The 6,373-nt window shown below is 40.6% G+C and carries 6 protein-coding genes; all 6 read right to left on the reverse strand.

Annotated features, from left to right (window positions below; genetic code table 11):
• Window positions 1-179: 179 nt before the first annotated feature.
• Window positions 180-1,892: a polysaccharide biosynthesis protein gene (locus V7L97_RS10600; protein WP_333655802.1), complete on the reverse strand. Its 1,713-nt coding sequence runs from the start codon at window positions 1,890-1,892 to the stop codon at window positions 180-182.
• A 262-nt stretch (window positions 1,893-2,154) separates the two neighbouring features.
• Entirely contained in the window at window positions 2,155-2,715 is a 561-nt protein-coding gene (locus tag V7L97_RS10605; RefSeq protein WP_333655804.1) for a sugar transferase, read from the reverse strand.
• Window positions 2,699-3,661, reverse strand: a complete 963-nt coding sequence (locus tag V7L97_RS10610; RefSeq protein ID WP_333655807.1) for a UDP-glucose 4-epimerase family protein — start codon at window positions 3,659-3,661, stop codon at window positions 2,699-2,701. The genes V7L97_RS10605 and V7L97_RS10610 overlap by 17 nt, the downstream gene beginning before the upstream one ends.
• A 39-nt stretch (window positions 3,662-3,700) precedes the next feature.
• Window positions 3,701-4,837, reverse strand: coding sequence for an NAD-dependent epimerase/dehydratase family protein (locus tag V7L97_RS10615; RefSeq protein WP_333655809.1), 1,137 nt, complete (start codon window positions 4,835-4,837; stop codon window positions 3,701-3,703).
• Between the two features lie 11 nt (window positions 4,838-4,848).
• Window positions 4,849-5,970 (reverse strand): non-hydrolyzing UDP-N-acetylglucosamine 2-epimerase, encoded by a 1,122-nt coding sequence (wecB, locus tag V7L97_RS10620; protein ID WP_333655812.1) that lies wholly within the window; start codon window positions 5,968-5,970, stop codon window positions 4,849-4,851.
• Window positions 5,971-5,992: 22 nt separating this feature from the next.
• Window positions 5,993-6,373, reverse strand: a 381-nt coding sequence (locus V7L97_RS10625; protein WP_333655814.1) for a glycosyltransferase, incomplete at its 5' end; no start/stop codon positions are given.

Consider the following 6,373-nt stretch of genomic DNA (forward strand, 5'->3'; position numbering starts at 1 on the left):
CTGAGTCATGCACATTCATCTGGCAACCAAAGGTCTTTATATAATAGCGTTTCATCTTTTCTCCAAGGAAAACAAGAAGTTAGTTAAATCATTATCGCTGAAAGAACACTTTTAAATCAAGCTGTTAGCGAAATGAAGTAATTATCGGAAGATTTGAAGGAATATTTTGAGATTGGTCTTTAATGGGAGTCTTCATTGAAATGTTTTACATATTTTTTAAGCAAATGGCGAATCTGCTTATCTCCGTCCGAAGACTTTTCTTTCAGCGCTGCACCAAATTTATCCAGTATAGTTGTTATATCGTCTAAGGAGTATTTTTCACTGTTTTTTACTACAAACACCTTTTTATGTTTGCTGGCAACAGTCTCCTCCTCTGCTGTAAGTATTTCTTCAAATAATTTTTCCCCTGGTCTCAGGCCGATGAATTCTAAATCCACATCCTTGTATGGCTCAAGGCCATGGATTCTTATTAATTCTTCTGCCAGTTCAACAATCTTTATCGGCTCTCCCATATCAAGGACTAAAACCTCTTCACCTTTTCCTATAACGGATGCCTGTAGTACAAGGGATACTGCTTCTGGTATAGTCATGAAATACCTCTGCATCTCCCTGTGTGTTATGGTAAGGGGACCTCCATATCTTAATTGTTCAAGGAATAGCGGTAAAACGCTTCCCCGGCTTCCAAGCACATTACCGAACCTTACTGATACAAACTCTATTCTCCCGTCCTGATTGCTGACTGCTAACTGCTGGTTGCCGGCATTGTTAAATGCCTTACAAATATGCTCTGCCATCCTCTTTGTTGCTCCCATAATGCTGGTTGGACTTACCGCCTTATCTGTAGATATCATGATAAACTTTTCTACGCCGTAATCCACTGATGCCTTTGCAAGCAGATATGTGCCAAACATATTCACCTTAACTGCCTCTTTTGGATTATATTCCATCATTGGCACATGTTTGTAAGCAGCCGCATGAAATACAATTTGAGGGGAAAATGTTTTGAAAACTTCTTCAATCCTATCCTCATCTCTTATATCCCCGGTTATGAAAAATATCTTATCTTTTGAGTATGGAAAGGATCTGCCTAATTTCAGAGACATATTATGCAGGGCTGTCTCATCGATGTCAAAGAGGATCACTTTCCTGGGATGAAAAGCACATACCTGCATTGTAATCTCAGAACCTATAGAGCCACCCGCTCCCGTAATAAGAATAATTTTATCCTTTAAAAACCCTTCTATTTCCTCATAATTAACCTTTACAGCCTGCCTGCCTATAAGGTCTTCAATGCGTATCTCTTCAAGACTTTTCAGATTTATATCAAGTTTGTGAAAGTCATAAATCTTGGGAACGATCTTAATGGTGTCTATCTTAGAATCCTTTGCTGCATTATAAATATTCCTGATGGTCTTGTGATCCAAAGAAGGAATGGCAATAATAACCGCCTCTGCATTATATTTTCTTATAGCATCTCTTATTTTATTAGTTGTGCCTATCACCTTGATGCCGTGTATATAAGTTCCTATCCGGGTTTTATCATCGTCGAGGAATCCAATAGGATAGAAATCAGAAAAGCCCTGTCTTGCCATGTCCCTCACTATCATCTCTCCTGTATTGCCAGCGCCTATGATGATAGTCTTTTTGCCCTGTTTCCCATATCTCTTTTTGGCAATAACCTCTAAGTATAATCTTTTTGATATCCTTATACCGGATAGTAAAATTAACGAGATAAAGCCATCTATTAGGAAAATACTCCTTGGAAAGCCACTGAGATGGGGCAGTGATATGAACTGTAGGGCAGGAGCAAATGGAACCCAAATCAATACCATAAGCACAGAATTGGCAACTATAATCGCATTAACTATATTGCAAAGATCGTTAATACCCACATACCTCCAAGTAATCCTATACATCCTGAATACTCCAAACGCACTTAATTTAATAACAATAAAGAAAGGCAGTGCTTTTAAAAGCATGCCTCTGTATTCATTGCTTAGTGTAAAATCGAAACGTAGGAGAAAGGAGAGATGAAGGGAAATGGTAGTGATTAAAATATCGGAGAGAAAGAAGAAAAGAAATCTTTTTAGATGGGTATGGGTTAGAAGCTTTTGTGCGTAATCTCTCATTGATTGTTCACACTCATTTCCAGGTTTAGTGAGTTATACCTTCTTTCCTAAGGACCTTTAAAAGGGTCAGCCATAAAATTTTAAGATCGAATAGAAAAGATCGGTGTTTCATATAATATTCGTCAAATTCTACTTTAACAGGGATTGGAAGTTCATCTCTACCGTTTATCTGTGCCCAACCAGTAAGGCCTGGAGTGAGCTTATGGATCCCTTTCTTTGTCCTCAATTGTATTAAATCATCCTGATTAAAAAGCGCAGGTCTGGGACCGACAAAGCTCATATCCCCTTTAAGAATACTCAAGAGCTGCGGTAACTCATCGAGACTTGATCGGCGCAAAAATTTACCAACCCGCGTAAGGTATTGTTTAGGGTTAGACAAAAGATGGGTTGCTACTGCCGGCGTATTTATCTTCATTGTACGGAATTTAGGCATTTTGAATATCTTATTATCAGTCCCTATTCTATCCGACCAGTATAAAACAGGTCCTTTGGAAGTGACTTTTACAAGAATCGCTATAGCTAGCATAGGCAGAGCAAAGGCGCAGATGAAAAACAAAGACATTATTATATCAAATGCCCGCTTCATGAGCCCTGAACCATTCTGCTGTATGTCTTAATCCTTCATCTACAGTGAATGGAGGATTCCAGTTTAATTCCTTACGAATCTTTGAACTGTCAATTATTAGAGAGCCTGCTAACCTCTCAATTTCGCCGCTTTTGCCTGTAATCTTACCAATCATTTTCAAAAAAGACACAGGACATGGAAACAATCTTGCTCTTTTACCCATCGCCTCGGCTATCATTCTTATCAAGTCTGGAGTGGAAACATCCTGTCCATCGCTGACAAGAAAAGTTTGGTTTGCAGCATTTGGATGGTCAATACACTTCACTATTGCATCAACAAGATTGCCGATATAAATAAAACTGCGTTGATTCTTAATACTGCCAAGAGGAAGGGGCGCTCCACTCTTAACAAGTCTAACCAGCCTGTCAAAGTTACCCCGTGCACCCGGGCCATAGACAAGTGGCGGCCGTATGATGACAATCTCAAGCTCGGTATCCGATGCGATCTTCCGCAAAGCCTGCTCGGCCTCCAATTTACTTATAGCATATGGACCATCTGGAGATGGCTTGTCCTGTTCAGTACAAGGTGTGTCTGTGTTCTCACCATTCACCTTGATAGAACTGATGTAGACAAACCTTTTCACCCTGGCACCTGCTACCATACGTGCCAGATGTTCAGTTCCTTGCGTATTCACCTGATGAAAAGCAGCAAGAGGCTCAGACACGGTTTTACCCATTACATGCACCCGAGCGGCAAGGTGAACAATTGCATCAATCCCCTTTAACGCATCGATCCAATTAGTATCTGGCCCAATTGGGCCAATAATTACAGGCTCAACATCATCCGGAAGACTCACCGTACTTTCTAAAGAACGAACTGCCCCACGTACCTGCCAGCCATCAGCTATCAACCTTTCACACAATGCACGGCCGACAAAGCCATTAGCGCCAGTGATAAGAATTCTCATCTTAATTTAATAGTTTCTTGCACCACTTTTTTAGAAAAATTAAGACTTCGCAGCACCACAAATACTCTCAATGCTTCTAACTGCACTGCTCATGCCAGGAGGAAAGTCTGCCAGTGATTCTATTTTATCCCAATTATCCCTGAACCATTCTATATTAGTTTGGAAACCTTCTTCAAAATTAACAATTGGCTCATACCCTATCAATTCTCTTGCTTTATCTATTGATGCCAGCAATCGTGGCTTTGTATCCCATCTGCGGCGCTCTCTAAAGATAAGCCCTGCCTTATTACTGGTTGCATCGTTTACCAACTTAGCCAATTCTATTATCGGTATTTCTTTTCCTGATGCTATGTTGAAATTTTCTCCAACAGCATTCTGGTAATAACCAGCCTTTATCAATCCCTGCACAAGGTCAAGCATATAGGTGAAATCTCTTGTCTCATCACCTGTACCCGTGATAGGAAGTCCGATTCCCTTCATTGCCCAGTAAATAAAGTTCGGAATAACATTTCTGTACTGTCCTGGAACTTCACCGGGACCATAAGAATTAAAGAACCGACAGTTTACAATCGGTAATCCATAGTGATGATGATAGAAATTACAGTACATCTCCCCTGTCATTTTATTGATTTGGTATGGTGTGGTAAGATGCATAGAAATAAATTCTTCCTTCAATGGCAACTCAGGGTAAGACCCATATATTGCGCAACCGCTTGAAGCATATACAAATCTATCAATCTTTGCTATCTTCGCATACTCTAACAGTCGAATCTGCCCAATGACATCGACTTCAGCAGACGTTTCGGGATAATCTACAGATTTTTGATTGGCAAAGAAAGCAGCCAGATGGAAAATAATACTCGGTTCTTCTTTAAATACTCTTTTCAAATCAATATCGCTGCGCACATCGCCAAACACAAACATTATATTGGGTAGAGGAGTTACATTCCATGGATCCTTTGTTTTTATGGAGGAAAGATTATCGAGAACCAGTATTTTTCCATTACTCCCGACAAGACTCGATAGAGCGATAATTAGGTTGCTACCTATGGCTCCTGCTCCGCCTGTCACAAGTATGGTTCTTCCTGCGTAGTAATCAATAATTTCTCGTGCAAGATTAAGCCTATCCAGATATCCAGTTACAATATCTACCCGCTTCTTATAATTCCCTACCACTTGACCCTCCATCATATATTTGATAAAAGAATTTCCACAATCCGCTTTGCTGCTTTACCATCCCCGTAAGGGTTAACTGCAACTGCCATTTCATTATAGGCAGCCTTGTCTCTTAAAAGCCTTTCTGTTTCAGCTACGATTCTATCGGCATATGGACCTACAAGCCTCGCAGTACCTGCCTTAACTCCTTCAGGACGCTCAGTTTCAACCCGCATAACCAATACCGGCTTGCCGAGTGACGGTGCTTCCTCCTGTATGCCTCCGGAATCAGTCAAAACTATTGCAGTAGCATTCATCAGATGTGCCATTGTATCATACTCTACCGGCTCTATCAACAATACTCTATCCAGTCCCTTTAAGATACGGGCTACCGGCTCTTGCACGTTAGGATTTAAATGAACAGGATACACAATGACAACATCCTGATTTCTTTCAATCAATCGTTTAATGCCCTGGCATATGCTTTCAAATCTTTCTCCAAAATTCTCGCGTCTGTGAGCAGTAACAAGGATCATCTTACGCTCATTTCCATTGCCATGAATCCCTGCTCTGCTCAATATGTCTCTTGCAGCCTGCGGAATGGGTTTCCTTAAAGTCATATATAATGCATCAATTGCTGTATTCCCTGTCACAAAAATCCGCTCCACTGGTATGCCCTCCTTCAGCAACGCACTCTTTGCCTTTTCTGTTGGGGCAAAATGATAATGACTAAGGATGCTCGTGACTCTCCGGTTCATTTCTTCCGGAAAGGGTGAGTATAAATCATCTGAGCGCAATCCTGCCTCTACATGTCCAACCGGGATGTTGTTGTAAAAGGCAGCTAATGCAGCGGCCATCACTGTTGTTGTATCCCCCTGCACCAAGACAACATCAGGTTGTTCTTCCCTGAAAACCTTGTCTATCCTATCAACAACCCTTGCGGTAAGCTCGGATAGAGTCTGGTTCGGCATCATTAAATTAAGATCTATATCAGGGGTGATATCAAAAAGACCCAATACCTGATCAAGCATCTGTCTGTGTTGTGCAGTAACGCATACCTTAGTTTGGATATCGGGATATTTTTTTAACTCAAGGATTACAGGAGCTAATTTGATGGCTTCAGGCCTAGTACCGAATACAATCAGTATCTTCATATTTATAAAACCTTACCTTCTCTTAAAATAGCTTTTCCAAATGTCTTATACATACATCTTTCTCAAAATTGTCTTTTACATAATTGAAGCCATTTTCCCCATACTCCTTCAACCTATGGCGCTCATTGTAAATCTTAATTATTGCTTCAACTGCCTTTTCAACATTATTCGAGACTTCTGAGTAGCCACATTGAGCATCTTTTATGATTTTGTGTCCATCGCTTTCCTTATTCAGAAAGGCAATTACTGGAACAGATGCAGCCATATAGCCCAGTATTTTCCCAGGAACTACTGGCGTCTTATTCTTGCTGCTCAGACTTACCAGACCGACATCGGCATCCTTTACAAGCATTGGATACTCATCTTTTGATACAAATGGCCCAAACTTGACATTTTTCAGCCC

Source organism: Dissulfurispira sp., assembly GCF_036745535.1.
In the GTDB taxonomy this organism is placed as follows: Bacteria; Nitrospirota; Thermodesulfovibrionia; order Thermodesulfovibrionales; family Dissulfurispiraceae; genus Dissulfurispira.

Bases quoted from the DNA above. Each gene is read 5' to 3' on its own strand.
- V7L97_RS10605 (WP_333655804.1), bottom strand. From the start codon at position 2,715: ATGAAGCGGGCATTTGATATAATAATGTCTTTGTTTTTCATCTGCGCC.
- V7L97_RS10610 (WP_333655807.1), bottom strand. From the start codon at position 3,661: ATGAGAATTCTTATCACTGGCGCTAATGGCTTTGTCGGCCGTGCATTG.
- wecB (WP_333655812.1), bottom strand. From the start codon at position 5,970: ATGAAGATACTGATTGTATTCGGTACTAGGCCTGAAGCCATCAAATTA.